The organism is Streptomyces sp. NPDC088387 (assembly GCF_044753385.1).
In the GTDB taxonomy this organism is placed as follows: Bacteria; Actinomycetota; Actinomycetes; order Streptomycetales; family Streptomycetaceae; genus Streptomyces.
Genome location: NZ_JBIVNC010000020.1, coordinates 18,087 through 43,884 on the forward strand (window position 1 = coordinate 18,087; position 25,798 = coordinate 43,884).

At 71.9% G+C, this 25,798-nt stretch carries 23 protein-coding genes and 2 pseudogenes; 9 read left to right on the forward strand and 16 right to left on the reverse strand.

Translation table 11 applies throughout. The features are described from left to right. Window positions 1-388 precede the first annotated feature (388 nt). Window positions 389-1,597: an ROK family protein gene (locus ACIQAC_RS36600; protein ID WP_402199114.1), complete on the reverse strand. Its 1,209-nt coding sequence runs from the start codon at window positions 1,595-1,597 to the stop codon at window positions 389-391. Window positions 1,598-1,651: 54 nt separating this feature from the next. Beyond that, window positions 1,652-3,097 carry a xylulokinase gene (gene xylB / locus ACIQAC_RS36605; RefSeq protein ID WP_402199116.1) on the reverse strand — a complete coding sequence of 482 codons (1,446 nt, stop codon included), beginning with the start codon at window positions 3,095-3,097 and terminating at the stop codon, window positions 1,652-1,654. A 191-nt stretch (window positions 3,098-3,288) separates the two neighbouring features. On the opposite strand from xylB, the gene xylA reads away from it, so the two are divergent. The 4 genes from xylA (at window position 3,289) to ACIQAC_RS36625 (ending at window position 6,665) form a co-directional block, all read left to right on the forward strand. After that, the gene (gene xylA, locus ACIQAC_RS36610; RefSeq protein ID WP_402199118.1) at window positions 3,289-4,455 is read left to right on the forward strand and encodes a xylose isomerase; all 1,167 of its coding nucleotides are present in this window, start codon (window positions 3,289-3,291) and stop codon (window positions 4,453-4,455) included. 138 nt (window positions 4,456-4,593) lie between these two features. Beyond that, window positions 4,594-5,094: a hypothetical protein gene (locus tag ACIQAC_RS36615; RefSeq protein ID WP_402199120.1), complete on the forward strand. Its 501-nt coding sequence runs from the start codon at window positions 4,594-4,596 to the stop codon at window positions 5,092-5,094. 441 nt (window positions 5,095-5,535) lie between these two features. Further along, the gene (locus ACIQAC_RS36620) at window positions 5,536-5,661 is read left to right on the forward strand and encodes a hypothetical protein (protein ID WP_402199123.1); all 126 of its coding nucleotides are present in this window, start codon (window positions 5,536-5,538) and stop codon (window positions 5,659-5,661) included. Between the two features lie 122 nt (window positions 5,662-5,783). Continuing rightward, entirely contained in the window at window positions 5,784-6,665 is an 882-nt protein-coding gene (locus ACIQAC_RS36625) for an alpha/beta fold hydrolase (protein WP_402199124.1), read from the forward strand. Between the two features lie 13 nt (window positions 6,666-6,678). Here the strand turns inward: ACIQAC_RS36625 and ACIQAC_RS36630 are convergent, their stop codons facing one another. From ACIQAC_RS36630 to ACIQAC_RS36650, 5 genes are all read right to left on the reverse strand, one after another. After that, entirely contained in the window at window positions 6,679-7,974 is a 1,296-nt protein-coding gene (locus ACIQAC_RS36630; protein ID WP_402199127.1) for a hypothetical protein, read from the reverse strand. 429 nt (window positions 7,975-8,403) lie between these two features. Next, on the reverse strand, window positions 8,404-9,471 hold the full coding sequence (locus ACIQAC_RS36635; protein WP_402199128.1) for a PQQ-dependent sugar dehydrogenase: 1,068 nt from the start codon (window positions 9,469-9,471) through the stop codon (window positions 8,404-8,406). 71 nt (window positions 9,472-9,542) lie between these two features. Beyond that, complete coding sequence (locus ACIQAC_RS36640) at window positions 9,543-10,226, reverse strand: Type 1 glutamine amidotransferase-like domain-containing protein (RefSeq protein ID WP_402199130.1); 684 nt, start codon at window positions 10,224-10,226, stop codon at window positions 9,543-9,545. 147 nt (window positions 10,227-10,373) lie between these two features. Then, entirely contained in the window at window positions 10,374-11,237 is an 864-nt protein-coding gene (locus ACIQAC_RS36645) for a TIGR03619 family F420-dependent LLM class oxidoreductase (protein WP_402199132.1), read from the reverse strand. Then, window positions 11,234-11,968: an alpha/beta fold hydrolase gene (locus ACIQAC_RS36650; RefSeq protein ID WP_402199134.1), complete on the reverse strand. Its 735-nt coding sequence runs from the start codon at window positions 11,966-11,968 to the stop codon at window positions 11,234-11,236. Before ACIQAC_RS36650 ends, ACIQAC_RS36645 begins: the two co-directional genes overlap by 4 nt. Window positions 11,969-12,032: 64 nt before the next feature. On the opposite strand from ACIQAC_RS36650, the gene ACIQAC_RS36655 reads away from it, so the two are divergent. From ACIQAC_RS36655 to ACIQAC_RS36665, 3 genes are all read left to right on the forward strand, one after another. Then, window positions 12,033-12,524: a MerR family transcriptional regulator gene (locus ACIQAC_RS36655; protein WP_402199136.1), complete on the forward strand. Its 492-nt coding sequence runs from the start codon at window positions 12,033-12,035 to the stop codon at window positions 12,522-12,524. A 79-nt stretch (window positions 12,525-12,603) separates the two neighbouring features. After that, window positions 12,604-14,142, forward strand: coding sequence for a hypothetical protein (locus ACIQAC_RS36660; protein WP_402199139.1), 1,539 nt, complete (start codon window positions 12,604-12,606; stop codon window positions 14,140-14,142). 229 nt (window positions 14,143-14,371) lie between these two features. Continuing rightward, entirely contained in the window at window positions 14,372-15,370 is a 999-nt protein-coding gene (locus ACIQAC_RS36665; protein WP_402199140.1) for a hypothetical protein, read from the forward strand. Here the strand turns inward: ACIQAC_RS36665 and ACIQAC_RS36670 are convergent. From ACIQAC_RS36670 to ACIQAC_RS36695, 6 genes and pseudogenes are all read right to left on the reverse strand, one after another. Continuing rightward, window positions 15,304-15,714 (reverse strand): DUF742 domain-containing protein, encoded by a 411-nt coding sequence (locus ACIQAC_RS36670; protein ID WP_402199371.1) that lies wholly within the window; start codon window positions 15,712-15,714, stop codon window positions 15,304-15,306. The two genes, ACIQAC_RS36665 and ACIQAC_RS36670, sit on opposite strands and share 67 nt — an antisense overlap. 280 nt (window positions 15,715-15,994) lie before the next feature. After that, window positions 15,995-16,510 carry an RNA polymerase sigma factor gene (locus ACIQAC_RS36675; protein WP_402199142.1) on the reverse strand — a complete coding sequence of 172 codons (516 nt, stop codon included), beginning with the start codon at window positions 16,508-16,510 and terminating at the stop codon, window positions 15,995-15,997. Continuing rightward, window positions 16,500-16,880: a hypothetical protein gene (locus ACIQAC_RS36680; RefSeq protein WP_402199145.1), complete on the reverse strand. Its 381-nt coding sequence runs from the start codon at window positions 16,878-16,880 to the stop codon at window positions 16,500-16,502. The genes ACIQAC_RS36675 and ACIQAC_RS36680 overlap by 11 nt, the downstream gene beginning before the upstream one ends. An 87-nt stretch (window positions 16,881-16,967) precedes the next feature. Beyond that, window positions 16,968-17,441: pseudogene (locus ACIQAC_RS36685) on the reverse strand (carbohydrate binding domain-containing protein); the annotation flags it as partial. Between the two features lie 620 nt (window positions 17,442-18,061). After that, window positions 18,062-18,904: pseudogene (locus ACIQAC_RS36690) on the reverse strand (SWF or SNF family helicase); the annotation flags it as partial. Next, on the reverse strand, window positions 18,901-21,804 hold the full coding sequence (locus ACIQAC_RS36695) for a DEAD/DEAH box helicase (RefSeq protein ID WP_402199146.1): 2,904 nt from the start codon (window positions 21,802-21,804) through the stop codon (window positions 18,901-18,903). The pseudogene ACIQAC_RS36690 and the gene ACIQAC_RS36695, both read right to left, overlap by 4 nt. 245 nt (window positions 21,805-22,049) lie before the next feature. On the opposite strand from ACIQAC_RS36695, the gene ACIQAC_RS36700 reads away from it, so the two are divergent. Next, window positions 22,050-22,232 carry a hypothetical protein gene (locus ACIQAC_RS36700; RefSeq protein ID WP_402199148.1) on the forward strand — a complete coding sequence of 61 codons (183 nt, stop codon included), beginning with the start codon at window positions 22,050-22,052 and terminating at the stop codon, window positions 22,230-22,232. Window positions 22,233-22,500: 268 nt separating this feature from the next. Here the strand turns inward: ACIQAC_RS36700 and ACIQAC_RS36705 are convergent, their stop codons facing one another. The 3 genes from ACIQAC_RS36705 to ACIQAC_RS36715 form a co-directional block, all read right to left on the reverse strand. After that, window positions 22,501-23,586 carry a hypothetical protein gene (locus tag ACIQAC_RS36705; protein ID WP_402199150.1) on the reverse strand — a complete coding sequence of 362 codons (1,086 nt, stop codon included), beginning with the start codon at window positions 23,584-23,586 and terminating at the stop codon, window positions 22,501-22,503. Window positions 23,587-23,719: 133 nt separating this feature from the next. Then, complete coding sequence (locus ACIQAC_RS36710) at window positions 23,720-24,055, reverse strand: hypothetical protein (protein ID WP_402199153.1); 336 nt, start codon at window positions 24,053-24,055, stop codon at window positions 23,720-23,722. Window positions 24,056-24,229: 174 nt separating this feature from the next. Continuing rightward, the gene (locus ACIQAC_RS36715; protein ID WP_402199155.1) at window positions 24,230-24,829 is read right to left on the reverse strand and encodes a class I SAM-dependent methyltransferase; all 600 of its coding nucleotides are present in this window, start codon (window positions 24,827-24,829) and stop codon (window positions 24,230-24,232) included. Window positions 24,830-24,980: 151 nt separating this feature from the next. Here ACIQAC_RS36715 and ACIQAC_RS36720 point away from each other — a divergent pair, with 151 nt between their 5' ends. Further along, window positions 24,981-25,754: an MHYT domain-containing protein gene (locus tag ACIQAC_RS36720; RefSeq protein ID WP_402199157.1), complete on the forward strand. Its 774-nt coding sequence runs from the start codon at window positions 24,981-24,983 to the stop codon at window positions 25,752-25,754. Window positions 25,755-25,798 lie beyond the last annotated feature (44 nt).

Consider the following 25,798-nt stretch of genomic DNA (forward strand, 5'->3'; position numbering starts at 1 on the left):
GCAGCCCTCGTCGGCCGGGGAACGGACGGGGCCGGTGTCCCACCGCTCTCCGCCGCGGATCGGCATCCGGTCCCTGCCGCACGATCGGGTTCCGAGGGTCGCTGGTCACTGCACAGCTCCGATCGTCCGAGGTCAGAGGGGCCGTGTGCGCCTCGTGTGAATCACCGTATGCGGCTTGGCCGTCGGGCGGCCGGACCCGGCCGGTTTCCGTGGACGGCAGGGGAGTTGTGGATATCTCCGTCACCCGAAGGGGTGACGCCCGCGGCTACGGCCCCGGTTCCGCCGCGCCCCCGCCCTGCGTCGCCGCCGAGCCTCGCCGCCCCTCACTGCCGCCCTGCGTCGCCGCCGAGCCTCGCCGTCCCTCACCGCCGCGCGGCGTCGCCGCCCCTCACCGCCGTCCCGCCACCGCCCCGGGATCGTCCAGCACGCCCCGCACCACCGAATGCGCCGCGCCCAGCAGCGGTCCCTCCGAGCCGAGCCGCGAGACCGTCACCGGGCAGGTCCGGCCCGCCGTGCGGCGGCTCAGCTCGTCCTGTATCGACGGCAGGAGCCAGGGGGCGAGGGCGGCCAGCGCACCCCCCAGGACCACGCTTCCGGGGTCGAGCAGGTTGACCGTGCCGGTCAGGGCGATGCCGAGCGCCTCGCCGGCGCCGCGCAGGGCCCGCCGTACGTCCTCGTCGCCGTTCTCGGCCCGTTCCGCGAGCAACTCCACACGGTTCTCGCCGGGTTGGAGGCCGGCGGCACGCAGGACCGCCTCCTCGCCCGCGTACTGCTCAAGACACCCGCGACCGCCGCACGCGCACGCGGGCCCGTCGGGACGGACCGGCACATGTCCCAGCTCGCCCGCGAAACCACGCGTCCCGCGCAGCAGCCGTCCGTCCACGACCACGGCCGCGCCGATGCCGATCTCGGCCGACACGTGCAGGAAGTCCGCCGGGGTCGCCTCGCCGAGCCAGAGTTCGGCGAGCCCGCCGAAGTTGGCCTCGTTGTCCACGGCGGGCGGCAGCTCGGGCGGGAGCAGCGCGGCGAGATCGGTGTCGCGCCAGTCGAGGTTCGGCGCGCGGACGACCGTACGGCCGTCGCGGGCGACGAGTCCGGGCACGGCCACGGCGAGACCCGCGGGCCACAGCCCCTGCTGCTCCGCCTCGGCGACGACCTGGCGCAGCAGCGCGGTGAGTTCCGCCGCCACCGGTTCCGGTCCGCGGTCGCGGTTGGTTCCCTGGCGTACGGCCCTCGCGCGGACGTCACCCCGCAGGTCCACCGCGCAGACCGCGAGGTGGTCGACGCCGATCTCCGCGCCGATCCCGGCCGGGCCGTTTCCGCTCACCGCCAGTGCCGAACCGGGGCGGCCCACACGGCCCGGACGCTCGGGGCCGAGTTCCTCCAGCAGCCCCGCGCGGACGAGTTCGTCGACCAGGGTGGAGACCGCCGCGCGGGTCAGTCCGATGTGCGTCGCGACCGCGGCGCGCGACAGCGGTCCCTCGGCGCTGACGGTGTGCATCACGCGCGCGAGGTTGCGCCGCCGCATGCCCTGCTGCGTGTCGGGGAGCGCGCGTCCGGCACCCGTCGGGTTCGCCTCGTGCAGCGGTGCGGTCATGCTTGCGTCAATCCTCCGTCGCTCGCGGGCGGTTCTCCGTCTGTTCGAGCCGTCTCAGCGGCTCTCCGGGCTGCGTTCGAGCAGCGGGGCCGCGTCGGAGAGTACCCCGGAGATCCTTGCCAGAGTCGCCCGGTCCCGCTCCACGGCGTCGAGGACCGGCCCCCGCGCGGTGTCCCAGCGCCGGGCCACGGCCGCGGCATCCTCGCCCGTGAGGAGAGCGGCGGCCTGGGCGGCCGCGCCCAGCGCGACCAGTTCCCTGGCCTCGGGCACCTGGACCGGGCGGCCGGACAGCCGCCGTACCGTCTCCTGCCAGGCCCTGCCCCGCGCGCCGCCGCCGATCAGCAGCAGCGGCTCGGACGGGTCCCCGTCCTGGTCGAGGACCAGGTCCAGCGCGCCCAGCAGGGCGTGCACGGCACCGTCGTAGGCGGCCTGGAGGAGCTGGCCGGCGGTGGTGTCGTGGCGCAGGCCGTGCAGCAGCCCCGAGGCCTTCGGCAGGTCGGGGGTGCGCTCGCCGTCCAGGTAGGGCAGCAGGGTCACCGAGGTGCCGGGCTCGACCGCCTCGCGGTCCAGGCCCAGCAGGGTGGCCACGCGGTCGACGGCCAGCGTGCAGTTGAGGGTGCAGGCCAGCGGCAGCCAGTCGCCGCGCGCGTCGGCGAAACCGGCCACCGTGCCGGTGGGGTCGGCCGGCCGGTGCTGCGACACGCCGTACACCGTGCCGGAGGTGCCCAGGCTCAGCACCGCCGTACCCGGGCGCAGGCCCAGCCCCAGCGCGGCGGCCGCGTTGTCGCCGGTCCCGGGGGCGACAAGGGTGCCCTTGGAGAACGGCAGATCGTGGCCGTCGCGCACGGTGCCGACCACTTCGCCGGGCCGCGCGACACGCGGGAGGAGCGCCGGGTCGAGGCCCACGCGGGAGAGGATTTCATCGTCGTACGACTCCGTCCCCGACGCCCACCAGCCCGTGCCCGACGCATCTCCGCGGTCCGTCGTGCCCACTCCCGTGAGGCGCTCGGTGAGGTAGTCGTGGGGGAGGCGTACCGCCTTCGTCGCGCGGGCCGCGTCCGGCTCGTGCTCGGCGAGCCAGGCCCACTTCGTGACCGTGAAGGACGCCGTGGGGACGGATCCGGTGCGTTCGGCCCAGAACTTCGCGCCGCCCAGCTCCTCCGTGAGACGGCGCGCCTGCGGGGCCGACCGCACGTCGTTCCAGAGCAGCGCGGGACGTACGGGCTCCCCGCGCGCGTCCAGGGTCACCAGGCCGTGCTGCTGACCGCCGATCGACACGGCGGCGGCCTCGCGCGCCGCGTCGCCGCACTGGCGCAGCGCCTCGCCCAGCGCGTCCCACCACTGCCGGGGGTCGCTCTCGCGGCCCGCGCCCGAGGTCACCTCGTGCGGGGCCTGCCCGCTCGCCACGACCTGCCCGGTCGCCGTGTCCACCACCAGCGCCTTGGTCGACTGGGTGGACGTGTCCACGCCGACGACGAGCGGTCCCTCGGCTGCTGACATGGGGCTCTCCTCTTGTGCGGCTCGTTCCGCGCGGGTGCGGGCTTCTGCGGGTCGTACGGGGGCTCCGACGTGTTTCCCGTCCCCAGGAACAACTATGTCTCTTCACAGGGACGCGACGGCATACTAATTTGTAAACCGCCATGACGAAATACCCGACAGTGATATTCGCAAGCGAGCAAGGGAGCCGCGGCATGAACTACCAGCCCACCCCCGAGGACAGGTTCACCTTCGGCCTGTGGACCGTCGGCTGGCAGGGAAGGGACCCGTTCGGCGACGCCACGCGCGCGGCCCTCGACCCCGTCGAGACCGTGCAGCGTCTGGCCGAGCTCGGCGCGCACGGAGTGACCTTCCACGACGACGACCTGATCCCGTTCGGCTCCACCGAGAGCGAGCGCGAGTCCCACGTCAAGCGCTTCCGGCAGGCACTCGACACCACCGGCATGACCGTGCCGATGGCCACCACCAACCTGTTCACGCACCCCGTCTTCAAGGACGGCGGCTTCACCGCCAACGACCGCGACGTGCGGCGCTACGCGCTCCGCAAGACCATCCGCAACATCGACCTCGCGGTCGAGCTGGGCGCGAAGATCTACGTCGCCTGGGGCGGCCGTGAGGGCGCCGAGTCCGGCGGCGCCAAGGACGTACGCGCCGCGCTCGACCGTATGAAGGAGGCGTTCGACCTCCTCGGCGAGTACGTCACCTCCCAGGGCTACGACCTGCGCTTCGCCATCGAGCCCAAGCCGAACGAGCCGCGCGGCGACATCCTGCTGCCGACGGTCGGCCACGCGCTGGCCTTCATCGAGCGCCTGGAGCGCCCCGAGCTGTACGGCGTGAACCCCGAGGTCGGCCACGAGCAGATGGCCGGCCTGAACTACCCGCACGGCATCGCCCAGGCCCTGTGGTCCGGCAAGCTCTTCCACCTCGACCTCAACGGCCAGAACGGCATCAAGTACGACCAGGACCTGCGCTTCGGCGCCGGCGACCTGCGCTCCGCCTTCTGGCTGGTCGACCTCCTGGAGACCGCGGGATACGAGGGCCCGCGCCACTTCGACTTCAAGCCGCCGCGCACCGAGGACCTGGACGGCGTCTGGGCCTCCGCGGCGGGCTGCATGCGCAACTACCTCATCCTCAAGGAGCGCGCCGAGGCCTTCCGGGCCGACCCCGCGGTCCAGCAGGCCCTGCGGGACTCACGGCTCGACGAACTGGCGCTGCCCACCGCGGCGGACGGCGTCCAGGCCCTCCTCGCCGACCGCACCGCGTTCGAGGACTTCGACGTGGACGCGGCCGCCGCGCGGGGCATGGCCTTCGAGCACCTCGACCAGCTGGCGATGGACCACCTGCTGGGCGCGCGGGGGTAGCCACCGCGCGGGGCGGCCTGTCGGCGTGACCCGGCCCCCGCGCGGAATGTGCCGGAACCGTGTATTCCACTGCATGGATCCGTAGCAACCTCCGCGCGGGGGTCGCCCGATGATCCGTACTGCCGCGATGCTGGCGGCATGGCCACGCCCCCAGTACCGCCGACGCCCCCAGTACCGCCCATGCCCCCCGGCCCGCCGAACGACGCTCCGCCTCCTGGCTACGGACCGGCCCCCGACGACTACGGCTTCCCGCAGGACCCGGGGAACCGGGGCAGGGGCCGCACCCCGTTCTTCATCGCGATCGGGCTCGTCGTGGCCGCCGGTATCGTCGCCGCGATCGTGGTGGTGGGCAACGACAACGGCGCCTCCGACCCCGCCCCCGCGGAGAGCCGTTCGAGCGCGACCCCGGGCGAGTCGGCGGATCCGTCGTTCGGCATTCCGACAGAGCTGCTGCCCAGTGGGATGCCGTCGCTGCCCTCGGACTTCCCGACCGATCTGCCGAGCGACTTCCCGAGCAGCCTGCCCAGCGACTGGCCCAGTGGCTTCCCGAGCGACTTCCCCACGAACCTGCCGAGCGGGCTGGAGTCCCTCTTCCCGTCCGGTTTCCCGTCGCTCGACGCCGCGGGCGACACGCCTTAGAGGGACCCGGAGTCCCGAGGACATCCAGGACCGCCCGGACCCGCCGGTGGCGCGGACTACTTCGACCAGGCTCACTTCGGCCACGCACCGTTCCACTTCGCCAACGGCGTCGAGGCGCCCATGGCCAAGGCGCAGGAGCTCGATCCTGACGCGGTGATCCAGGGCAACCGGGTGCTTCACCTGCGCCATCAGTTGCGCCGCTGACGGAACGCCCACCCCGGACACCTCCCCGGCGGTCGACGCGCCGTCCCCCGTGCGAGCTACATGCAGGTGTCCACCGAGTGGTGACGATCCAGGCGTGCATGATCCGTAGCGTTCGGGAACAGCCGCGGTGCTTCGACCGCGGATCCAGTGAGGCCGTGAGGCCGTGAACCCGTCGATCAACGGCAACTGGCCCACTGGTCAGCCACTTCGGCACCCGTTCTCACGCTGGGAGAGCTCATGTTCGGAAGTCCCCGGGCCACAGCCGCGATCGCGCTGGGCTGCACCCTGGCCACCGCCGCGCTGGTCGGTTGCGAGGAGTCCTCGTCGGCGGATCCGGACGTGTCCGCAGCGCTGGTGACCTGAGGGGCGGGGGACCGGGCACCGCTGCCGAGCCGGCCCGAGCCGATGGACCGGCGCTGCTGACGTGCAGGTCACGCGCCGAAATTCCGGATGCGTTTCGTGGTCTTCCGTGGCAGCCTCGCCGTATGTCGATCGTTGACGTGTCTCCCGAGGTGTCCATCGCCTACGAGACCTTTGGTGACCCCGGGGATCCCCCTGTGCTGCTCGTGATGGGTTTCGGCGCGCAGCTGCTCGCCTGGCACGAGGACTTCTGCCGGATGCTGGCAGATCGCGGCCGCCATGTGATCCGGTACGACAACCGTGACTGCGGGTTGTCCACGAGGTTCGACGAACACCCCGTGGACATGGGCGAGTTCATCGCCGTCGTGAGCTCGGGTGACATTCCCGCCGCCCAGCGGATGGTGCCCTACCGGCTTCTCGACATGGCCGGAGACGGACTCGGTCTGCTCACCGCGCTCGGAATCGAACGCGCTCATGTGGTCGGCGCCTCGATGGGCGGAATGATCGCCCAGACGATGGCCCTCTCCGCTCCGGCGCGGGTGCTGACCCTGACGTCGATGATGTCCTCGACCGGCGAGAGCGAGTACGGCCGGCCCAGTGAGGAGGCCCAGGCGGTGCTGTTCAGCCCGAGGCCGGCCGACCGTGAGGGGTATGTCGCCGCGGCGGAGCGGGAGTTGGTGTGGGCTTCCAGGCGGTACGGTGACGCGGCGGCGCTGCGCGAGCTGGCCGCCGCCGGTTACGACCGTGCCTACTACCCCGAAGGCATCGGCCGGCAGCTCGGCGCGATGATCCTCAGCGGTTCACGTGCGGACGCGCTGCGCGAACTGCGGGTGCCGACGCTGGTGATCCACGGCCTGGACGACACACTCATCGACCCCGGCGGCGGGAAGCGTACGGCCGACCTGGTGCCCGGCGCCGAGCTCCTGCTGGTCCCCGACATGGGCCACGACCGCCCGCGCGAACTCTGGCCCACGTTGATCGACGCCGTGGTGGCGCATACGAACTGAGCGGCGCGCGGGGTCAGTCGACGCGTGCGTCGGTCCAGGTGAGGGTCGCTAGGCAGTCCTCGTTGTCGGCGCGGCGGGCGGAGAGAGTGAGCTGACCGCTGTGCGTGGGTGCGGTGCCGGTGACGGACTCGGTGGTGGTACCGGTGACCGTGCCGGACGCGACCTCACTGCTGCCCGCGGAGATGGTCCACTCGACGCTGCCCGTGCACCGGTCGCCGTTGAGGATGTTGAGAGTTCCGCGGGGTTGTTGCCTCTCGTCGGAGATGTCGAGCCAGTAGGTCGTCTCGATCTCCCCGCCCGACGGGATCTCCCAGGACCAGTAGGCCGGCATGCACCCGGTCTCGAGGTTGCACGACTTGTTGGTCTCCGAGGGTGTGTCGCCGTCGGCGTAGTCCAGGCCCGGGAACCAGTCGATCGCATCGGTGATCCACAGCGGGAGAAGCACGCAGGCTCCGGCGGCCGCCGACCACAGCGCTCCCCGCTGCCGGCGAGTGAGCCGGTGGGAGGCGAGACGCGAGATGGTCCTGGGGAGGGTCAGGACCAGTACGTCGCTCGAAGCGCCGCCCACCGCGCCGACCGTCCCGGCCGCTGTCCCGGTCCCCTTCCCGGCCTCCGAGTCTCCGGTGACCTCCGTGACACGTGCCTGGGCCTCCTGCTCAAGGGCGTTCACCTGCCGACGCAGTACGGCGACCTCGTGCTCCAGCAGCCGGACCTGTTCCTCAAGGCCCGCACGCCCGTGCTCGCTCTCCTCCAACTGCCGCTCGGTGTCCCGGACATAGTCGGCCGCCGCCCTGAGCTGCCGCCGCAGCCAGGAGTTCTCCTCACGCAACCCCGCCGCGCGGTCGGCCGATCGGCGGGCCGTGTCCAGCTCCTCCTGGAGCGCTTCGAGGCGCGCTCGGGAGGCTTCGAGACGGCCCCGGTCACTCCCGGCCTGTTCCTCTGCCTGCGCCAGCTGTTCGCGTACGACGTCCAGTTGGTGTTCCAGGTAGGCGAGGCGGTGCTGGGGGTTCCGGCTCGCTTCCATCACCGACAGCCATAACGCGCGCAGTCCCCTCCCTTCCTCCTCGGTCAGCGGGACGCCCACCGCCCGGCGCACCGACGCGAGGCACTCGAGGAACTCCGGGGGCGCCACCCTGTCGCCCGACAGGAAACGGGACACGGCCGTGTAGTCGAAGGGCACGTCCTGCCTGCGCGCGAACGTCCGGTAGGAGTCGGAGATGTGCTGGTACGCGGCGCGCAACCCCTCGGCGTAGGCGGCGCCCGCCCGCTCGTACCCGCCGTCGGTGGCTTCAGCGGCTTCAGTGTCCACCCGTCTCCTTGTACGGCACACCCCGCGGCGACGGGGACGAACCCAGGGCGAACCAGTCTTCCGAGCCGGGCCGCCCGAACAAAATCGATCATGGGAGAGAGTGGGTGACAGGCGGGTGTTGCACCCTTCCGCAACACCCTGACCTGCGAGAACGGTGGGTGCGTCAGCCGTTCCCGAGCACGACAGGACGTCATCGACCGATGGACTGGTACCACGTGGAGGACTTCCTCCTCCACGACCTCACCGGCAATGTCACCGCCGCTCTTCTCACCACGGCGGTCGTCGCCGCGACGCGCAGAATCCGCGCGGCATATCGCAGTCGCCGCAGTCGCCGCAGGCGGGACGGCGGAGGCTGCGCCGGCCTGCGGCCTCGGAGGGCCGGCAGGCGATCCCCGTAGACCAAGTGCCCGCATTTCTCAGGCGGTCACGTCACGGGGTCAGGCGGAGGACGAGGTCGTGGTCGGGGCCGGTACGGCCGTTGGTGAGCACCCACAGCGAGCCGTCCGGGGCCTTCGTCACGAGCCGCAGACGGCCGTACTCGCCGGTGAGCAGCTGCTCGGCGGACGAGCCGTCGGTGGCGATCCGGTACAGCCGTTCGCCGCGCAGACAGGCGACCCAGATCTGGCCGTTGTGGTACGTCATTCCGCTGGGCGAGGCGTCGGCGGGCTTCCAGGTCGCGATCGGGTCCGTGAACCCGGAGTCCCCGCCGGTGCCTTCGACCTCGGGCCAGCCGTAGTTGGCGCCGGGCTCGACGCGGTTCAGCTCGTCGAGGTTGTGGTGGCCGAACTCGGAGACGTAGAGCTGCCCCTTGTCGTCCCAGGCGAGCCCCTGCGGGTCGCGGAACCCCCAGCTGTACACCGGTGAGCCCTCGATCGGGTTGCCGGGTGCGGGTTTGCCGGACGCCGTGACGCGCAGGATCTTGCCGCCCAGATCCTTGCGGTCCTGGGCCCGGGAACGTTCGTCGGCTTCCCCGGTGGTCACGTAGAGCATGCCGTCGGGGCCGAACCTGATCCGTCCGCCGTTGTGGATCTCACCGCTGGGGATGCCGGTCAGGATCGGCTCGGGCGGAGCCGGCGAGTCCAGCCGCAGCCGGGCCACGCGGCTGTCCTGCCCGGTGGTGTAGTAGACGTAGACCCAGCCGTCCTCGGCGTAGGAGGGGGAGACGGCCACGCCCTGAAGACCGGCCTGTTTGGTCGGTTCGGCGATCTCCTCGACGGTCCGGATGTCGGTGAGTTTCCCGTCCGGGGTGACCTTGCGCAGACGGCCGGTCTCACGCTCGGTGACCAGCGCCGACCCGTCGGGCAGGAACGCCAGGTCGAACGGGAGCAGCAGCCCGCTCGCGACCTGCTCCACCGACGCGGGTTCCGCCTCCGGAGCGTCGTGCACGGTGGGCCGGGCCCACCACCCGAAGAAGGAACCGTAGGAGTAGACCCCGACGGCGGCGGCCACCACCAGCAGACCGGCCAGGCCGAGTACGAGTATCCGTCGCCAACGCACGCGGTGATCTTAGGAATTGGTCTGTTGAGGCATCCACCTCGAAACGGTGTCCGTCAGCTGAAGAGTTGGCTCTACGAGCCGGTCGAGGGCGTGCCGAACAGTCTCCACCGGCCCTCGGAGACGACTTCGACGACACCGTTGACGACCTTGATGGCGGTCTGCTCGTCGATCGCGTACGCCGGACCCGTCATCCCCGCTGCCCACTGCTCCGCCGCGGCCATGGTGTTCTCAGGGCAGGCCGGATGATCCAGATGCGGGAAGATCGAGAAATCGACCACGCCCAGTGTGCGGTCGCCGCCGGTGGGCGGCTTCCAGCCCACGAAGTCGTCCCCGATGCGGGGTGTCATCACCATGCTGCCGGCGCTGAGTCCCACGTAGACCGTGTTGACCAGCGTCGGCAGCAGCTCAGCCAGCCCGGATTCGCGCATCCAGTGACTCAGGTACAGCGCGTCACCGCCGTTGACCAGCAGGACGTCGGTCTCCCGGACCCAGGAGACCCAGGTGTCCTTGTCGATGCTGGGCAACGCGGTGAGTTCCAGGACGCCCACCGACCTCCACCCCAGTTCGGTCATGGGGTTGGAGGACCGTCCGCTGATGAACCGCCACGGCCCACCCGGATCGGCGTCGGGGGCCCCGTAGCCGGCGGTGGGAACGCAGAGGGCGTTGGACTCGGCGATCGGCTTGTCCAGGAGCTCCACCAGCGCGCACTGGATGCTCGCGTTCTTGATTCCGGAGTCGGTGAGGAGAAGCTTCATCGTGTCCTTCCCGGGGTGCGGGCCGCGCGCGTGCGTGGAGAGTCGCTCGCCTACGTGTTGTGGCAGTCACCATGCCATGTGCCGGACGTCGACCGCTTGGCTTCGCCGGCCGGGTGCGGTGTTTCGTGGGCGGTGGACCGCTTCGTCCTACGGGAGGTCGTCGTTGTGGTCGAAGTGGCCCTGACGCCCGGCAACTTGAGCGAATGCGGCCATGCGTCGGGCGTAGCCGTCCGGGGTGCCGAAGTGCATCGCGAGGTGTTCGGCTCCGGCGGTCCGGAAGGCCTCGGCTGTGCGGACGGCCTCGTCGAGGGTGGCGTCGGGGCCGTGCCAGTCGATGCGGGTGCCGGGGGAGACCGTACGGCCCTCTGTGCGAGGGTCGTCTGTATGGGCCCGCAGGTGGGTCAGGCGTTCGGTGAATGTCGGTGGGTCCAGGCCGACGCCCTGCCAGATGTCGGCGTAGCGGGCCGCCCGGCGCAGCGCGGCGTCCGTGACACCGCCGGTCATCACCGGCACCACACCCTCGGGGCGCGGCTCGAAGACGCCCGTCTCGAAGCCGTACCAGCGGCCCTCGAAGGGACCCCGGCCGACCTCGAACAGGTGCCGTAGCAGAGCGATTCCCTCGTCGGTGCGGGCCGCCCGGCTACTGAAGTCGGCGCCGACGGCGGTGAATTCGTGTGCGTCCCAGCCGATGCCCACGCCCAGGGTGATTCGTCCGCCGGACAGCGCGTGGAGGGTGGCGATCTGTTTGGCCACGACAAAAGGGCTGCGCAGGGGCAGGACAAGTACGGAGGTGCCGAACCGGATCCGGCTGGTCGCGGCCGCCAACCAGCCCATGGTCACCAGTGGTTCGAGGACACCTCCGTACACCGGACCGTACTCGCCGGGCGGGAGGATGTGGTCGGGCAGCCATGCCGTGTCGTAGCCGAGGTCCTCGGCCTGCCGTGCCAGGTCGATGAGTTGGTGCGGGTCGGCGCCCGCGAGCTCGTTCGGGAGGACGACCTGCAACCTCACGCCACCTCACCGCCCTGTCCGTCCGAAAGCGACAGGGAGCGGAGAAAGTCCAGCACCGGCTTGAGCCACTCCTCCGGCCGGTCGACCATGACCACGTGGTCGCTGTGGATCTCCGTGTACCGCGCGCCCCGGATCCCGTCCGCCAGGGCGCGGGAGCCCTCGGGCAGGACCATGGTGTCGGCGGTCGTCGCGACGACCAGTGTGGGGACGGTGACCTTGGCCAGGTCGCCGGTGGTGTCGAGGGAGGGGATCAGGTCGATGTGAGGGTGGAGCGCGGGAGCCACCTCGGCCCGCCAGCCAGGGAGGAGGCCGAGCAGGTGGTCGTCGGGGCGGGCGAATCCGGCGGTCAGCACCAGCGCGGTCACCCGCTCGGGATGGCGTACGGCGGCGCGCACGGCCACCAGTGTGCCGAGTGAGAAGCCGAGTATCGCGAACCGCCCGACGCCGTGCTGTACGGCGGAGTCGACGACGGCGTCCGCGAGGTCGTCGAGGGTGAGTGGGGCGTCGGCGACCGGGGTCGCGCCCGAGCCGGGGTAGTCCGGGGCGACGACGGTGTGGGCGGCGGTGAGGGCGGGCAGGACCGGCGCGAAGTTGCCTTCGATGCTGCCGGTGGCGCCGTGGGCGAGCAGCAGTGCGGGTCTGGTGCCGGTGCCGGTGCCGTTGTCGGTGCCGGAGGCGCTGGTGGTGACAGTGCTGACGGTGGTGGCGAGGGCCGGGAATGAATTGCGCATGCGTCGTACGTTGACCCATCACACCGGTGTGAAGGTCAAGTCCCGGACTTGGTGAGGAGAGTCAGTGCTGATAGGCGAACTGTCGCGGCGGACCGGAGTCTCCGCGCGGCTGCTGCGGTACTACGACGAGCAGGGCCTGTTGTGCCCCCACCGCGACAGCAACGGATACCGGGTGTACGCACCCGACGCCCCCTACGTCGTCGCGCACATCCGGGGCATGCTCGCGGCCGGGCTGACCACCGAGGCCATCCGCGAGATGCTGCCGTGCGCCACCGGCGCCGGACCGGGGATCGAGCCCTGCCCGGAGGTGCTGCGGACGATGAGCATGCACCTGGAGAGGATGGACGCCGACATCGCGGATCTGCATCGTCGGCGGGCCGCGCTCGCCCAGTTCCGTGACGCGACCGAGGCACGGGAGGCAAGGGCGTCACGGGAGGCAAGGGAGGCAAGGGAGGCCAGGGCGACACGGGAGGCGCGGGCGGCGGGGGCGACAACCCGTACGTCGGCTGACGGACACTCGGGCGCAACCTTCCCGCCTTCTGGCGTGTCCACGTAGCGTGCTGACGATACGCAGGACATGGCGGACAGCGGCGGCAGCCGCATGGGCGACGGGCGCATTGACGACCGCCGCACTGGTGACGGGCGCTCTGACCACGGGCGCTCTGGCGGTCGCGACCCCGGCCGCGTACGCCGCCGGCGCGACGCTCGTCCTGGACACCCAGGAGACCTACTACGTCCCCACCGAGGGCGAGGGCCCGAACCTGGACCTCGGCATCACCGCCTCCGGCGGGGACGCCCATGACGTCTCGGTCGCGGTCGACGCGTCGTCCCTCGCCGGGAAGGCGACGATGGTGGTCACGGGGGACTGCGTGAGCACCGGCACCCTGAAGGTGAGGTGCGATGTCGGCCCGCTGTCGGGCACGGAGTCGATCGACCCGTTCTTCCTGAAGCCCACCGCGGCCGCGAAGGCGGGCGACACCGGGACCATCACGTACACCGCCACCGCCTCCGACGCGCCCACCGTGACGGGGAGTACGGACGTCCTGGTCGGCGGCCCGAAGCTGCTCACCCGGCCCTACCCGGCGCTGAACGACATCGCGCCCGGCGCCGACTTCGCCCGCACCCCGGCCTTCGCCAACACCGGCAGGGCACCTGCCGAGAACGGCGTCATGCTGCTGGTGCAGGACTCGGACGGCACCTCCCTCGCCCGCGACCACTCCAACTGCCACTACTCGGACCGGCCCGACGTCGGCGCATGGTGCCGGTTCACCGGCCCGATCGCGCCCGGCGCGGCCTACGAGACGGACGTGCCGCTGCGCTACACCGCCGCCGAGGACACGATGTACGGCTACAACACCTACGTCGTGTGGCCGGTCGGTGGCACCGCGCCCGACTCCTTCGACCCGTCCGAGTTCCCCAGGACCGGCACCGGCGCGCCGCTCGGCCTGAAGCCCGTCGCCCCCGGATCCGGATTCACCGGCTCCGGGTACGGCACCTTTGCCACCGCCCAGCACGCCGACTACCAGGCGCTCGGCGAGACGGCCGAGGGCAAGGTCGGCGACACGGTGAGCATCACCGTGGGAGTGCGGAACAACGGCCCGGGCCGGATGACGGTCCCGTGGGGAGAAGCCGACAACTCCGGTACGTTCGTGGTGACTCCGCCCGCCGGCACCACCATCACCGGCGCCCCCGGGCCCGGCGAGCAGGGCGACCCCGGGCCGCGGTGGAACTGCACACCGGGCAAGGCCGGCGCGAAGAGCTACACCTGCGACATCACCAGCACGGACTTCCGGCCCGGCGACTCCGTGACCCAGGAGTTCACGGTCCGGATCGACCGGGTCGTCCCCGGCGCGCGGGGCAGCGTACGGGCGGTGGAGAACGCCGAGTTCCCCAACCGTGACGACGACACGTCCAACGACACCGCGGCGATCCCGGTGAAGTCCACCGGCTCGGCGACGCCCAGCCCGACACCGAGCACCTCCGCGTCCCCGTCACCCACGCCATCCTCCGGCACCGGAACCAGCAGCGGGACGACCACCAACACCGGCGGCGGCCTCGCCACCACGGGCACGGACGGAGTCCTCCTGCGCACCGCCACCGCCGCCCTGCTGGTCGCGGGCGGCACACTCCTGTTCCTGACGGCACGGAGGTCGCGGACGCGGGGCGGCCGGTAAGTCACGTCGAGGATGGGGCCGATCCGAGCCGCGGCGCGACGTGGTCGAAATCCAGTGGATCCGCCGCTGTGGGCGAGGGAGAATCCGCTGGGAATCGGGGCGAGGGGGAGCCTGTTTGGACGTGTTCGCGTGTGCCGTGTGTGGCACGGAGCTGACTGCACCGGTGTCCCGGGTCGTCCTCCCCGTCCACACTCACCACGGGGGGTGGGAGGAGCTCCATCCTGCTCTGATGGAGACCGCGACGTACGCCGTTGATCCCCTGCCCACCGGGCCGCCGTGGCGGTTGTGGGAGGAGGTCGGAGAGGACGCGGCTGCCCAACAGGGTGTGTACGCGCCGGTGTACTCCGTCTCGTTCGGCGCGCGGAACAGGATTGTCATCGCCCCCGGCGACTCCCGGTCCATGACCCTGATCCCCGAGATGTGCGAGGGCTGTTGCCGGGGTGTGGACGGCCGGGCGGGCCTCAACCTGGCGTGCGAGGGGTGCGGGCGGGCCGTGGCGACTCGTATGGACGACTGCGGACTGTGGCAGGCGGTGTGGCTGGAGCCTGACACGGTCGTACGCCGCCCCTCGGGGCTCCCCGCCGGTCCGCCGCCCGACTGGGAGGACCTGGAGCGTGCCGAGCACCGCGTCCCACCCGTCGAACTCGACGGGTTCTGGAGCCGCCGCTGGGAGGCGGCGGTCGGGGTGGCGCTGGCCCACCTCGTGGTGGCCACCGAGGGCCGCCCGGTGACCCTCCCCGGCGGCCGTGTCGCCGAGTTGCTCGGCCATGCCGTTGACCGGTACCTCCCGGACGGGCCCGGTGCCCTGTCCGTCGGGCTGGCGGGCCCGGGGATCCCCACACCCCGGCCTCGCCCCGACATCCTGCTCGTTCCCCGCCACCCCCTCACGGGCGCGTCCTGGCGCGAGCCGGGCGACGAGGGGGTCGTAGTGCCCCTGGACAGCGGGGTCTGGGCGTATCTCGCCCACCCGGACGAGACCTCACCGATGCCCGCGACCGGAGTGCTCCCGGAGGGCGTCCTGCGCGACGACTACCCCCTGAGGCCGCGCCCCTGGTATCCCCTTGGGCCCCACGACCGTGCCTTCGAGTGCACCCTGATCGGGCTGCCCGACGTGCGCGACCCCTGGCTGCGCAGGTATCGCGACGCTCTCCGCCAGGCCGGCTACAGCCCCCGTAGCCCCATAAGAACCCTCTCGATCAACGGCGCCTCAGGCGGACCATCGGACTGATGGATCGCCACAAGTCCCTCCTCCGCGACGTCGGCCACAAGGAGACGTGTGATGCCGAGAGGCATGCGGAGCAGGGCCGAAATCTCGGCCACTGATTTGACCTCTCGGCACAGGCTGCAAATGCGCAGGTGCTCCGGCAGCATGCCCAGCAACTGGCCCGGTTCCGCGGTGGTGCGCACCAGGGCCTCGACGCCGAGGATGTAACGGGGCCTGATCCGCTCGGCGGCCGTGCGAGGCCTGGACACGGTGAGGGGTGTTCCGGACCCGGTGAGGGGCGTCCCGGACAGCGGATCACGCGGGGCACTTCGGTGATAGCCGCCGCCCCCGGTGACCGCCGTACCCAGACCACCGGAGGCAAAGCCGCCGCCAGTGGAACCGCCCGCTCGGGGGGAGCCGGAGCGCCCGCCTCGGCGAACAAGCTGCCGGTCCGCCGACTGAAGAGCGGCCTCACGGGCCACGCGCTCCTCGGCGACAGGAGCGTCCCCCTGCCTGGGCACAGCCGCTTCCGAGGTCTCCGCCCGACGATGGGCCTCGGCCGCGACCCGCTCGTACGCGGCGGCAAGGGCCCTCGGCGCGGAGTACCGCTCGACGAGCCGGCTGTACGTGGCGTCCGGATCCGCCGGCTCAGACTCCCTGTGCGCGCTGTGCATCGGGTCCATCTGCGCCCTCCTCCCTCTGGATCGCGTTCCTGAGCGCTCGGCGCGCATGGGCGAGATTGCCCCGGGCCTGCTCCGCCGTACATCCAAGGACAACGGCGATCTCCGAAGGGGTCATGTCGACGAGCGTCAGTGTCATGACCTCCTGCTGGCGCCGGGGCAGGGCCGCCACGGCCGAGCCCGCGACCAAGGACGTCTCCACCGCGGCCAGGTCCGCGGCCGCCCGCTCGTCGACGAGATCCCACTTCAACGGCCCGGCCTGCTGGTTCTTCGCCAGCCGGCAGGCAACCCGTAACGCCACGGTGCGTACCCAGGCCTGTGGCATCTCGACCTTCCCCCAGTTCAGCAGGAGACGGCACATGGCCTCGGCCGCCGAGTCCTCCGCGACCTCGGGGGCGAAGCCGCGGTAGGCGATCAACATGGCTACCACCCGGGGGTACTGGTCCTCGAAGAACACCGTGTAGCCATCAGGCTCACCTTCCACTCCAGTCGTCCTTCCGCCCCGGACGGGCCTCGCGTACGGTCCTGCGTTTCGTCACGAGAACCACCCCAATGATGAGCAGAACCAGCAGGGCCGACGAGAGCGTTATCGCACTCGACTCGGTGGTTACGTACAAGGTACCCAGACCGCCCAGAACGGTGTTGATGAGCAGCACCAGGCCCGCCACCTCGCCCTCACCCGCGCCCTTCCCCTCGCCGTCGCCCTGCCCCGCCACCGAGTCCGGCAGTCCCCCCGACCGATCGGGGAGCCGCGCGCTGTTGTCCGTCATGCCCATCCAGAGCACCGGCAGCCCTCCCACGTAAAATGTGAGGTGCGGCACATCCGGGTCAACACACATGCGCGTGGCGGCCATTGACCGCCCCCACCAGCGCGGTTGCTCGGCCGACGGGGTTCCGGCTCTGGACGGTACCTATCGCGCGGGAGTCGCCGAGGCGGGGGCGAGCGCGATGTCGTCGGCGTAGTACCCGCCCTGTGCGTACCAGCCGTGCACATAGACCGTCGCGCTGGTCTGCGAGGCGCCGGTGGTGAAGGAGACGGTCAGCGCGCTGAAGGCGGAGGGGGATGTGGTCCAGGTGGAGGCGCCGCCGTCCACGCCGAGATAGACGTTGGAGCCACGGACCCAACCGCTGAGGGAGTACGTGGTGTCCGGCCGTACGGCGACGGTCTGGGCGCACTGCCCGATGTCCGTCGGACTCACCTTCCCCTGGAGGGCCTTGGACCCGCCCTTGACGGGGGAGGAGACGACCGAGCCCGGGTTGCCGGGGCATTTCCAGGGCGACAGGGTTCCCGACTCGAAGCCGGAGTTGGTCAGGACGTCGGACACGCCGGCCGGGCCCGGGGCGGGCGACGCCGGGGCGGCCGGTGCGTTGACCGAGGGTGCGGCCGGGGTGGCCTCGGTACGGCCGGGGATCAGGAGCGAGCAGCCGAAGCCGACGACGGCTGCGGCGGCTATCGCGATCACTACGGCGGCCCGGCGCTGTCCGGGGCCGAGGCGCGGGCGATCCACGGGACGTGGAGGGTGGGCGTCGCCGGCGGATGCGGGGAGTTCCTGCGTCTTGCCGCCGCGCGTGGGCGGGAGTTGCTTTGTCTCGCCGCCCCGCGCGGGCCGGTGTTGGTGTTTTTTGCCGCCCCGCGCGGGCCCGTGTTGTTCTGTTCTGCCGGCCCGCGCGGGCGAGAGCTGCCGCGTCCCGCCGCCGGGGACGGGTGGGAGCGGCTCCGTATCCTCTCCGGCGTGGCCCTGCGCGACCGGTGCCGACGCCGCCGCCCCTTGCCCCCGGTAGTCCTTGTCCTGCCGTATCTCCTCCAGCAGTTGGGCCAGCGCGTCGGTGCGGCGCGGGCGCAGCACGCGGATGGGCTCCAGCGCGGGGCGGTCGTCCGGTGAGTCGGACGCGGGCGGTGTGGGCACGGTGCTCTCCTTCCGTCCCGTGGCAAGACCTGGGCTGTCTCCGTGAAGTGATACGTAGCGCCCTCGCCCAGGTCTCACCGCACCCGGCGGTCTCTCCCTCACACCGGCGTATGCACCGACGGAGCGGGTCCCCGCAACGCCTCCTCCAGCAGCCGGTGAGCCTCGGCGGCGGTCTGTCCTACGAGTGACTCCAGCGCTGCCGGATCAACCCCGACCGGAGCCGCCTCCTCGGTCTCCAGGGACGGCGACACGCCGGGCCTTTGGGGGAGTACGGGCAGGGCGGGCAGTGGAGGAAGCACGGCACCGGCCGCGTACGCCTCCGCCGCGTCCACACCGTCCGGTTCCGGCGCCGTCGACTCCACGGCCGGCGCGGCACTGCGCTCCTGGAGCGCGTCGAGCAGCGCGCGTTCGCCGCGGCCCCGCATCAGCAGCAGGACGAACGGATCCTGGTCCAGGAGCCGTGCCATCTGGTAGCACAGCGCGGCCGTGTGCCCGCAGTGGTCCCAGGCGCCGCAACCGCACTCGGGCTCCAACTCGCCGAGTCCCGGCAGCAGATCGATACCGGCCGCCGCGGCGTCCTCGACGAGGTCCGGCGGCATGTCGCGGTCGAGGAGGGCCGCCACATGTCCCGCCCGCTCGACGGCCATGTCCAGGAAGCTGTCCCACTGTTCGGCGGACAACCGCTCCAGCAGGACATCCGCGCGGTGCCCCGTCCGGTCGCGGTCGTGGACGACGGCGGTGATCCGCCCGGGGCGTACCGACACGGCGCCCACGGCCCCACCGCGCGCGAGGCGACGGCCCGCCTTGACCTGCTGGCCGTCCATCGCCCCGTCCTCGAGCGCCTTCAGCCACGCCCGTCCCCACCAGGTCGCGGCGAAACCGCGCCCGTGCGCGGGCGGCAGTGCCGCGAAGATGCGCTCGGCGTCCACGGAGTCCACCATGCCTGTCCCGTCCTCGTCGTACCGGCTCATCGGGTCCCCCCTCGCAGCTCCACCAGCTCGGCCAGTTGCGCGTCCGTCAGTTCGGTGAGAGCCGCCTCGCTCTGGCCCAGTACCGCGTCGGCCAGCGCCTGCTTGCGGTTGAGCATCTCGGCGATTCGGTCCTCGATCGTGCCCTCCGCGATCAGCCGGTGCACCTGCACGGGCCGGGTCTGCCCGATGCGGTATGCGCGGTCGGTGGCCTGTGCCTCGACGGCGGGGTTCCACCAGCGGTCGTAGTGCACGACGTGCTCAGCGCGGGTGAGGTTCAGGCCGGTGCCGGCCGCCTTCAACGACAGCAGGAAGACCGGCACTTCACCGGCCTGGAAACGCTCCACCATCGCCTCGCGCTCGGCCACGGAGGTCCCGCCGTGCAGGAACTGCGACGACACGCCACGTGCCGCGAGATGCTGTTCGAGGAGCTGTGCCATCTGGACGTACTGGGTGAAGACCAGCACACCCGCGTCCTCGGAGAGGATCGTGTCGAGGAGTTCGTCGAGCAGTTCAAGCTTCCCGGAGCGCCCGGCGATGACGGGGCGGTCCTCCTTGAGGAACTGTGCGGGATGGTTGCAGATCTGCTTCAGGCCGGTCAGCAGCTTTACGATCAGCCCGCGCCGCGCCATGTCGTCGGCCTCGGCGATCTGCGCGAGCGTCTCACGCACTACGGCCTCGTACAGGCCCGCCTGCTCCGCGGTGAGCGACACGGCCCGATCGGTCTCGGTCTTGGGCGGCAGCTCCGGCGCGATCCCCGGGTCGCCCTTGCGGCGGCGCAGCAGGAACGGGCGCACGAGGCGGGCCAGCCGCTCGGCGGCGGCCGGATCGCGGCCCCCTTCGACATCCTGCGCGTAGCGCGAGCGGAACGTGCCGAGGCGGCCAAGGAGGCCCGGAGTCGTCCAGTCGAGAATCGCCCACAGCTCGGACAGGTTGTTCTCCACCGGCGTACCCGTGAGTGCGACACGCGCACGTGCGCCGATGGAACGCAGCTCCCGCGCGGTGGCCGAGTACGGGTTCTTCACGTGCTGCGCCTCGTCCGCCACAACCAGACCCCAGGGCACCTCGGTAAGTTGCCCCGCCGCCAGCCGCATGGTGCCGTACGTGGTCAGCACGAACTCCCCGTCGGCCAGGGCCTCCAGATCGCGCCGGGGGCCGTGGAAGCGGCGTACGGGGGTGCCGGGCGCGAACTTCTCGATCTCGCGCTGCCAGTTGCTCATCAGGGAGGTCGGACAGACCACCAGCGTCGGGCCCGCGGCCGAGGGGTCGCTCTGGCGGTGCAGATGCAGGGCGATCAGGGTGATGGTCTTGCCGAGTCCCATGTCGTCGGCCAGACAGCACCCGAGGCCCAGGGAGGTCATCCGGGCCAGCCAGTTGAGACCCCGGCGCTGGTAGTCCCGCAGCGTGGCGGTGAGCGCGTCCGGCTGCGCGACGGGCTCCTGCGCCTCGGGCTCGTTCAGCCGCTCTCGCAGCGCCGCCAGCCAACCGGTCGGGTGGACCTCCACGCGGCGGCCGTCCACCTCCGTGGAGCCGGTCAGGGCGGCGCTCAGGGCGTCGATCGGGGACACCTTGCGGTCCTCCTGGGCGCGGGCCCGGCGTACCTCCTCCGGGTCCACCAGCACCCACTGGTCGCGCAGCCGCACCACGGGCCGGCCGGCCTCGGCGAGCCGGTCCAGCTCCTCGCGCGACAGACGCCGGTCGCCCAGGGCGAACCGCCAGTCGAAGGCGAGCAGCGCGTCGGCGGAGAGGAACGACGGTGTGTCCGACGCCGCCTTGGCCGGCCCCTCCGCGTCCGGCGGACCGACCACCGCGCGGGTGGTCAGTTCCCGGGCCAGTTCCTTGGGCCAATGCACATCGACCGCGGCGGCGGCGAGGGAGCGGGCGCCCTCCCCGAGCAGATCAGTGATCTCGTCGTCGGCGAGCCCAACGGCCTCCGGCGCGGAGGCCGACAGCAAGGGGGTGAGCGCGGGCCAGGCACGCGCGGCGCGCCGCAGGGCGATCAGTACGTCCATACGCGCGCGTGCCCCGAAGGCGGCGGCCGTGTCGGTCCCCGCCCACACATCCGCGGCATCCGCGACCAACGCCGGATCACTCACGCTGTGCACCTGCGGTACCGCCCGGAAGGTCGGGTTCTCGCCCCCGATCTCCTCCAACGGGGAAAGCCCGGTGACCTCGATCCGCAGTGAGATCCGTACCCCGGCGTCATGACCGGCGGCAACGTCGTCCGCCCAGGCCCGGTGGTCCGGTACGTGCTGCGGCTCCTGCGCGATGTAGGCCCGGCTGCCCGTGACCGGCTCCCGCGCGGTGGTGGACGCGCCGTCCGTCACGAGGGTGGCGGCAGTCGCGGGTGAGCGTGGCAGTGTGTCGGCGATCGCGTCCAGGAACGCGCGGAGCAGTCGCTCCGGGTCCGGCATCCGGAGCTCGGTGGTGCCGGGGAGCGGGACCGCGTGGGCCTCGGGCGGCATGGCCGCCGCCAGCAGCCGGATGTGCTCGGCGTCCTCCGCGCGCAGCGGCCCGGCCCGCCAGGCGTCCCAGTCGCCGGCGGACAGGCCGGGGAGCAGCAGGCCGCGCGCGGTGCAGTGGAGTGCGAGCAGGGTCGCCGCGCCCCAGAAGACGGCCGACCGGTGCGCGGACGGTTCGACCCGCGCGCGCGTGAGCAACGGCAGTGCGTCGCGCACCGGCAGCAGGACCGCCGGCACGGAGGTTGCCCGCACACCGTCTGCCGTCGGTACGACGACCGTCACGTCGGCGACTGTCCCCGAAGCGCTTGCCGGGGGAGCGGTGCCGTCGGGCCGCCAGAAGGCGAAACGGCCGGTACGAGGCGGATCACCGGGAACGAACAGTGTGCAGCAGCGAGCCAGTTCGTCGATCTCGGACGGTGGTGCCGCGGAAGTGCTCTGCACAGTTACACCGTACTCCTCAAATTTGACTACGGTGGGTCGGAGTCGCCGAGGGTACAGCACCGCAGTGGACTCCCTGCCATGTCAATCCCGTGACGTGGGTCACGACGGCGCCCGCAGGGGGAGACTGTCAGGGACGAGTAGGGGGCGCGACTCAGGGACGTCTCAGGGTAGCGGTCCGGAACCGTGGGGAGCGCGGGCCCGTTTTCAGAACAGAGAGCGGCAGTGGCCGCGGAGGAGGCGACACCATGTCGAAGAACGCCAAGATCGCCGCAGGGGGTGTGGCGGTCGGGCTCATCCTGCTGATCTGGCTGCCCTGGTGGGCGGCGCTGCTGATCGTGCTCGGGGTCCCGGCCGCCGCGTACCTCGCGCTCGACCCGTCGCAGCGCCGCAGGCTGCGCCGTGCGACACGCAAGGAGATCGGCCGCTGAGGTGAGGGGTGGAGTGCGGGCTCTTGAGTCGTCGAAGCACGGGCTTTGAGCATGGGCTTTTGAGCACGGGTCGGTGGCATCGCCGCCCGACGGCGCGCGAGCGGGCGCTCCGGCGGGCGGCGGGGAGTGGTGCAGGGGCCGTGGTGGCGTGAGGTGATGCCAGGTCCGTGGTGGTGCCGGGTGATGCCCGATCCGTGGGTGGCGCGGGCTGATCTCGGCTCCGGCGGTGGTGAGGCGTGATCCGAGGCCCGCGAGGCGCCGGTCGTGCTCAGCTGGGTCGTACGGCCATCTTGTCCAGGGCCTCCAGCAGGCCCGGCAGCTCGGGACCGCGCCCCACCGGCAGCACCTCGCCGGGCTCGTCGTCCAGCAGCACAAACGCGATGTCGTCGGTGCGTGCCACCAGCGACCAGCCGGGGCCGTCCGCGCGCAGCGTACGGGCGTCGCCCGGCGCGAAGGAGGAGCGGACACGGCCCAGCGGCGGTGGAGTCTCCACGTAGGCGCGGGCCTCGGCCAGGACACGGCGGATGCCGGTGTGCCCGGTGCCCGGGTTGGCGTCCGTTCCGTTCGTGGCACCGGTCCCGCTTGTGGCACCGGTCCCGTTCGTGGCGCCGGTCGTGTGTGAGTTGGCCGACGTGGCCTCCACCGACGCCGACGCCGACGCCGATGCCGACGCCGACATCGGCTCCGCGGTCGCGGCGGGTCCTGCGCCGCCCCCGGCCGCCTCGTCCGACGGGCTCGGTGTGTGTGATGCGTCGACGCCTTCCACCGGCAGCCCGTGCTCCGCGCCGACGGCGTCCGGCGCGGACTCGCCCACAGCCCCGCCCGCCGCCCCGCCCCCGCCCGGACGCACGAACTCGGTGTCGTCGATCTGCTCCCGCCACGTAGCCCATTGCAGGGCGATCTCGTCGGCGCCCAGCCTGCGCTGGGCCGGCCCCCACGTCGACGTGTCCGGCGGACGCAGCGCGGGGCCCTCGACGATCTCGGGCCCGGGATCGTGCGGGGCCGGTACCCCGGGCGCCGCCACGGCCACGGAGAGCGGCCAGCCCGGCAGGGCGGCGACGACCGAGCGCTCGTCCGGCGACAGGTCGTACTCCATACCGCAGTCCCAGGAGGCGATGGCCACGGCCACCAGCGACACGTCGTCGGTCGCGACGGTCCACCGCGCGCCCTCGCTGTCCTGGCCGAGCACCAGACCGTACCCGTCGGCCAGCGGCGCGAGTCCGAGTGCCGCGCAGGCCTCCGGATAGTCGTCACCCAGCACGCTCGGGAACTGCGCGGGCGTCAGCAGCGCCGCCGTGAGCACAAAGAGCGCGTCCTCGGCGGCGCCGACGGCGTCCTCGTCCGTCCCGGCCATCCCAGCCTCCCCAGGGTTTGTCCAACGGCGCGCACCCTAGTGGGCCCGACCGCACGTTGTCACGAGTCCATGACCACGCCGAGCTGGGGCTATCCGGCTGGACCGGGCGAATCGACCCCCAGGTGAAGGAACGTCACGCCGCGGGAAGCCCCAACAGGTCCCGTGCCACGGTCCGCGGCGACTCGTCACGCTCCCTCGCCAACGCGATCACCGCGCGGCACGCCAGTTCGTTCACTCCGAACGAGAGTGCCTCGGGCGACACCCACCCCGCCGCTTCGTCGATCCGGTCCTGATCGTCGTCGGCACACGCCGAGACGTACGCGGCGGCGGCCTCGAAGAGGTTCGGCGCGCGTGTCTCCCCGCCGGGACCACCGGTGCCTCCGGGACCACCGGTACTTTGCTCATCGCTCCGCTCCCTGTCGGAGGAGTTGAGGACCTTGCTCCAGGACTTGCGGACCCTGTCCCACATGCGACCACCTTCCGCCTCGTGGCTGCGTTCACCGAACCTGCATCAACCGCTACTCAACGTAGAGTTGGAGCCCCGGCGACAGAAGAGGAACGCCGCGGTGAAAATGGCGGACGGGTGGGACGTCGGGGCCGCCGAGGTTCTCGACGGACCGTGAGCGGGCCGGTCCCGTGACGCTCAGTGCTCCCGGACGGCCAGTGCCAGGAAGCGGGCGTCCTCGTCGACGTAGGACGTCATACGCCACCCCGAACCGGCCAGCAGCGGCCTGAGATTGGGCTCCGCGCGGAGGTCGTCCGGTGTGATCCGCCGTCCCTGGCGGGCCGCCAACGCCGCGCGGCCGATCGGATGGAACAGGGCGAGCCGCCCGCCCGGGCGGACCACACGGGCCAACTCCCGCAGATTCTCGGCCGGGTGGGGCAGATGGGCGATCAGTCCCGCCGCGAACACCGCGTCCAGCGACCGCGAACGCAGCGGCAGCGCCGACACGTCGGCCAGCAACAGCCGCCCGTCCCGGTCCCGTCCCGCCCGTACGGCGGCCTCCAGCATCGCCGGGGTCAGATCGGCCCCCAGGACCGTTCCGGAGGCGCCCACGACCGCACGCAGGGGCGGCAGAGCACGGCCCGTGCCGCAGCCGGCGTCCAGGACGCGGTCACCCTCGCCCAGGCCGAGCTCGGCGGCCGCGGCAGCGTAGGCGGGTCCGTCGTCGGGGAACCGGCTGTCCCAGCCCGCCGCGCGGGCGCCGAAGAACTCCTGGACATGCGTACGGTCGTCGCTCATGTCCGCATGATCTCTCACCGACACGGACGACGTCTCTGCGCACACGTTCGAGCGTGACCCGATCGAACGGGAACATCTCTACGTCATATTCCAACTGTTTTCGAAATGCGCCCTCTTTGTGCGCCCCTGCCCCGACTAGCGTCCCGTGGCCATGGGACACCTGGACCACGCCACCTTCGGCTGGCTGACCCCCGTGCTGTCGTACGCGATGGCCTGCATAGGCGCCGCTCTCGGACTGCGGTGCACCGTCCGCGCGCTCGCCGCCGGCGGACGCTCGCGGCGCAACTGGCTGATCACCGCCGCCTCCGCCGTCGGAACCGGCATCTGGACCATGCACTTCGTGGCCATGCTCGGCTTCGGCGTCAGCGGCACCGACATCCGCTACGACGTACCGCTGACCATCCTCAGCCTGATCGTCGCCATGGTCGTCGTCTGCGCCGGCGTGTTCGCCGTCGGCTACGGCCGCGACCGCGGACGCGCGCTGCTGCTCGGCGGACTGACGACCGGGCTCGGCGTCGCGAGCATGCACTACCTCGGCATGGCCGCGGTCCGGCTGCACGGCGACGTGCGCTACGACCCGGTGAAGGTCGGACTCTCCGTACTGATCGCCGTGGTCGCGGCGACAGCGGCCCTGTGGGCGGCGCTGAACATCAAGTCGCCGGTCGCGGTCACCGTCGCCTCCCTCGTCATGGGCGCGGCGGTCAGCAGCATGCACTACACCGGCATGTTCGCGGTCGACGTGCGCGTCACACCCGCGGACGACGTGCTGCCCGGGGCCACGGCGATGCAGTTCATCTTCCCCCTCGCCGTCGGCCTCGGGTCCTACCTCTTCCTGACCTCGGCCTTCGTCGCGCTGTCCCCGAGCGCGGGCGAGAGCGAGGCCTCCGCCTCCGCCCAGCGGCCGCTCGCGAGCGTCTCGCACTGACCAACCGGGGCGGCCCGCCCCGAACCCCCTGACGAGCGAGGAGG